The sequence below is a fragment of the Moraxella sp. CTOTU47724 genome (genome assembly GCF_032014955.1).
GTDB lineage: Bacteria > Pseudomonadota > Gammaproteobacteria > Pseudomonadales > Moraxellaceae > Faucicola > Faucicola tetraodonis.
Map to the genome: position 1 here is coordinate 1 of NZ_DALZSV010000090.1, position 5082 is coordinate 5082.

The 5082-nt window shown below is 41.0% G+C and carries 5 protein-coding genes; 3 read left to right on the forward strand and 2 right to left on the reverse strand.

Translation table 11 applies throughout. The features are described from left to right. Window positions 1–232 precede the first annotated feature (232 nt). Complete coding sequence (locus RTR63_RS11435) at window positions 233–559, forward strand: TraR/DksA family transcriptional regulator (protein WP_203171832.1); 327 nt, start codon at window positions 233–235, stop codon at window positions 557–559. 110 nt (window positions 560–669) lie between these two features. On the opposite strand, the gene RTR63_RS11440 is transcribed toward RTR63_RS11435, so the two are convergent. After that, window positions 670–1704 carry a D-alanyl-D-alanine carboxypeptidase family protein gene (locus RTR63_RS11440; protein ID WP_312524366.1) on the reverse strand — a complete coding sequence of 345 codons (1035 nt, stop codon included), beginning with the start codon at window positions 1702–1704 and terminating at the stop codon, window positions 670–672. A gap of 356 nt (window positions 1705–2060) precedes the next feature. Then, entirely contained in the window at window positions 2061–3812 is a 1752-nt protein-coding gene (locus tag RTR63_RS11445) for a glutamine--tRNA ligase/YqeY domain fusion protein (RefSeq protein ID WP_312524368.1), read from the reverse strand. A 212-nt stretch (window positions 3813–4024) separates the two neighbouring features. Between RTR63_RS11445 and RTR63_RS11450 the strand changes: the two genes are divergently transcribed. Both RTR63_RS11450 and RTR63_RS11455 read left to right on the forward strand, forming a co-directional pair. After that, a complete protein-coding gene (locus RTR63_RS11450) occupies window positions 4025–4534 on the forward strand; it encodes a peptidylprolyl isomerase (RefSeq protein WP_036593522.1) in 510 nt (169 codons plus the stop codon). A 9-nt stretch (window positions 4535–4543) separates the two neighbouring features. Then, on the forward strand, window positions 4544–5082 hold a 539-nt coding region (locus RTR63_RS11455; protein WP_312524370.1), incomplete at its 3' end, for a UDP-2,3-diacylglucosamine diphosphatase.

Consider the following 5082-nt stretch of genomic DNA (forward strand, 5'->3'; position numbering starts at 1 on the left):
CGCTCTAGCCTTTGCTTATCATTGGCTGAAGCTTTGAATGTTCAACAGAACCTAGCATATTTTGAGTATTTTTAACATTATTGATGCTATCAACTAACGCCACGCGCGGTGATAACACGGTATTACTACTATATTACTACTTTATTAAGAAGGGTGTTGATGATAAGCTTATAAAAACAACAACATGAACGCAGCACTGCGTTCAATATTTTATTATAAAATTGGAGGCCGTATGGTTGACCTTGACAAAGCAAAACAACGATTACTTGACCTAAAACAAGAATACCAAACTCGCGTGTATAAAATCCAACATGATATGCAAAATCCTGATACGGATATGACCCAAGATTGGGATGACCAAGCGGTGATTAATGAGCAAAACGATGTACGTAAAAACTTGCTAGTCGAAGCCCAGCAAAACCTTGAATTGGTGAATAATGCCTTACTTCGTATCGAAAATGGAACTTACGGTATTTGCGCTGTGAGTGGTGAAGAAATCGAACCTGAGCGTCTAGAAGCAGTACCCTTTGCGACCACCTGTATGAAACACGCTAAATAGCTTATAAAACACACCAAATAGCTGGTTTTGTTAGTTTTGCACCCATAAAAAAGCAAGGACAGTCATCCTTGCTTTTTTATCAAAAAATCAGTCAGTAAATTGCGAATTGATTAGGTGAATCGGCGCATGCTTAAATTAGCAATAATGTTTTCTGCATCGTTCCAGCGGGTTTTTGAGTCATTGGCGCCCAATAACACTACGATGGCTGGACGATTACCGACATTGGTTTCAAACAAAACACAGTTACCCGCTTCACGAATATAACCTGTTTTTGATAGGCCAATATTGTATAAACCATCGCGTACCATGTAATTGGTACTGCGCGCTGCAACCGTGCGATAACCTGAATTGATATTATTTACCCCAAATTGGCGGCTAGGTGTGGTACTAAACTGGCTAATTAAATTATGCTTATAAGCATAGCGAGCCAAAATTGCCAAATCACGCGGTGACGCCACATTACGAGAATCCAAACCCGATGGATCATAATAACGGGTTTGCGTCATCCCCAGTTCACGCGCTTTTTGGTTCATACGGCTAATAAAATTGTCATAGCCCATAGGGTCAGTACGTGCTAATGCTTTAGCCGCGGGATTTTCTGATTTCATCATCATCATCAGTAGCATTTCAGCACGATTAAGCTGATCGCCAACTTTTAGACGGTCACTGCCCGATTGTTTTGGGGTTTTGAAATCTAATGGACTAATCGTCAATGTTTCGCCCATGTTAGCGCCTGATTCCGCCACCACCACAGCTGTCATCAATTTACTAATTGAGGCAATCGGACGGGCGATATCAGCATTTTTTTCATAAATGGTATTGCCCGTTAACGCATCCACTACCAAAGCGCCTTTGGAATTGGCAAAATAGCTACCCGAAGCCCGCGTGCTATCTTGAGACCATGCAGGATTATAGCTATCATCCTCACTGTATGCATTGTTATAGCTATTATAATTACCGCTATTAAAACTTGTCGTCTGTGGCGTGCTGTTATACATGATGGCACGGGCTTTGTCTAAACTACCCTGCCCACCCCAACTAACTTTAGCTTGGCTACCTGTCTGCATATTTAATTCAGCATTACTTTGTACGCCAACCAGTGCAATGACAGCACCTAACAACGTTTTCTTTAACAATGTTTTCATTTCAACACTCTCAATCAAATCATGGTTAACTTGCTGTTGGATAAAGCATACAGTTACCAAAACTACCAATATATTTACGAAAAACAGATGAACAACGATACCTTAAGCCTAATAGCCATTAAAATCAAGCCATTAAAAGTTACAAAATCTAACAAGAATAACGGATTGATTACGCAAGACTGACTTAAATTTACGATGAGTAGTTTAGCACAGTACATATGTTACGCATGTAAAAAAATAACAAAACCGTTTAGCTAATACAATAATAAAACCATAAGTAACAATAGGTTAAGATATCCTTTTATAAAAAAAGCTGACATATTGCTATGCCAGCTAATTTATAAGTTAAAGATAATTTATGGTTTGAAACTGTCTTTTAAGGTCACAATACGGTTAAACACCAAATGCTCTGGTGAGTAATCTTTACTATCTGCCACAAAAAACCCTTCACGTTCAAATTGGAACCGCTCGCCTGCATTGACCTGTGATAAAGAAGGCTCGACAATGGCATCTACTTCACGTAGCGAATTAGAGTTAATCTCCGCGGCTAAATTATTGATGTCAATTTTGGCAGGGTCTTCTTGGGTAAACAGCTGCTCATACAGACGTACCTTCGCAGGTACACCTAGACTGGCTGACACCCAATGTATCACACCTTTAACCTTACGACCTTCTGGATTGTTGCCCAACGTTTTTGGGTCAATAGTCGCTGTTAACCCCACCACTTCGCCATTGTCATCGGTGATGTGCTCCTCAATCTTTAACACGTAACTATTACGTAAGCGGATTTCTGGGTTTTGCGGTGATAAACGTTTATAGCCTTCAGGCGGCGTGATTTCAAAATCCCCTTTATCAATATAAATTTCTTTGGTAAAAGGAATGTCACGCATACCTTGGCTGTCATCATGGCTATTTTTAGGCTGGGTCAACCATAAAACCCCATTGTCGAGTCTAGTTTTTACACTGTCTTTTTTGAGGGTTTCAACATTGGCGACGGCTTCATCAAAATTGGTAATGGTCACTTTTAGTGGGCTTAGCACTGCCATCGCACGATTTACATGCTCTAATGAGTTACGGATACTAAATTCCAGTAAACCAAAATCCACCACACCGTCTGACTTGCTGACGCCTACACGGTCACAAAAATCCCGTAACCCTTCAGGGGTGTAACCACGGCGGCGCATACCGGCAATGGTCGGCATACGCGGATCGTCCCAACCGCTCACCAAGTCATCTTCGACCAGTTTTTTGAGTTTTCGTTTACTGGTCAAAATATGGTTTACGTTTAGGCGTGCAAATTCATATTGGTGTGGTTCTTTCTCAAAGCCCACTTTATCTACCACCCAATCATAAAACGGACGGTGGTCTTCAAATTCTAGGGTACAAATCGAATGCGTAATACCTTCGATTGCATCTGACAACGGATGGGCATAGTCATACATGGGATAAATGCACCAATCATCGCCTGTTTGGTGATGCGCTTGGTGCATGACACGATACAAAATCGGATCGCGCATATTCATATTGGGGCTTGCCATGTCGATTTTGGCACGAAGCACCGCTTCACCGTTGCCATATTTGCCAAGTTTCATATCGTCAAAGCGTTGCAAATTCTCTTCAACACTGGCGTCACGGTATGGTGAGTTTTTGCCTACTTGACCAAAATTGCCGCGGTTTTCACGAATATCTTCAGGACTTTGCAAATCAACATAGGCATCGCCTTGTTTGATTAATTTTACCGCCCAATCATACAATTGACCAAAATAACTAGACGCATAGCGCGCCTCGCCTGCCCAATCAAACCCGAGCCATTTGACATCATCTTTGATATTATCGACAAACTCCTGATCTTCAGCATCAGGATTGGTGTCGTCAAACCGTAGGTTACACAGCCCTGCAAACTCCTTAGCCAGCCCAAAGTTGAGACAAATAGATTTGACATGACCCAAATGTAAGTAGCCATTGGGCTCAGGTGGAAAACGGGTCACAATCTGGCTGTATTTTTGCGAAGCAAGGTCATCGCGTACGATCGCACGGATAAAGTCATTTTTTTCACTATTGGTTGCTGTCTCGTCGGTTTTTGTATTTTTGTCGGTCGTCGCCGTCATTTGGTTGCCCCTTACCTATTACAAAAATGGTGAACTAATCTGCCATTCTAGCAGTTTTTTGACATTGAAAAAACTTAAATGAATTTAATTGAAACATTTAATTTTGCCAACTTTGCAAACTAAATACTGACTTTTTGATTGAAAATCGCTAGGATAGCCACAACAATTGCAAGATACGTTTTTTTAACCATAAAAACCATTAGGAGCACACAATGGATATGCCATACGTAGAATTAGAAACCACCATGGGTAACATCGTTATCGAACTCAATCAAGAAAAAGCCCCCAACACCGTGGCAAACTTCTTAGAATACGTTAAATCAGGTCATTATGATGGCACGATTTTTCACCGCGTCATTGACGGTTTTATGATTCAAGGTGGTGGTATGGACGCCAACATGAAAGAAAAATCTACCAATGCTCCAATCCAAAACGAAGCAGATAATGGCTTAAAAAATGAAGTCGGCACGATTGCAATGGCACGTACTTCTGACCCACATTCAGCGACTGCGCAATTTTTTATCAATGTAAAAGACAATAGCTTCCTAAACTTTTCTGGCAAAAACCCACAAGGCTGGGGTTATGCGGTATTTGGTAAAGTGACTGAAGGCATGGACATTGTCAATAAAATCAAAGGTGTACCAACTGGTAAATACGGTTTCCACGCTGATGTGCCAACCACGCCTGTGGTGATTACCCATGCAAAAGTAATTGAGAAATAATTTTTTTGTATGCAAAGTTTTGCAGATTTGGTCACCGATAATCCCTCCGCCATTACGCAGGTTATTATCAGTGACTTACATTTGAGCATGAATGAGCCTGCCACTAATCCTTTAGGGCAGGCTTTTTTAGATTTTTTAGATAAACTGGCTTTATTGCCCAACCTAAAACAGTTTTTTATTCTCGGTGATTGGTTTGAAGCTTGGTTAGGAGATGATGTTGCCGATACAGATACCCTAATAGATGCGCTTCAACCGATTATAGCAAAGCTCAAAACATTATCCGATAAAAACTGCCAGATTTTTGTCATGCATGGTAATCGGGATTTTCTGCTTGGGCAGCAATTTTGCGACAAGTTTGGCGGGCAATTGATTTTTGAGCCGTGTTATTTGACATTAAATGGCAAAAAAGTTCGCCTAGAACATGGCGATGCGCTGTGCAGCGATGATAAAGGTTACCAACGCTTTCGCAAAATCATCCAACATCCTATCACTAAAAAAATTTTACTCGCGCTACCCATCAAAAAACGCCAACAAATTGCGCAAGATTT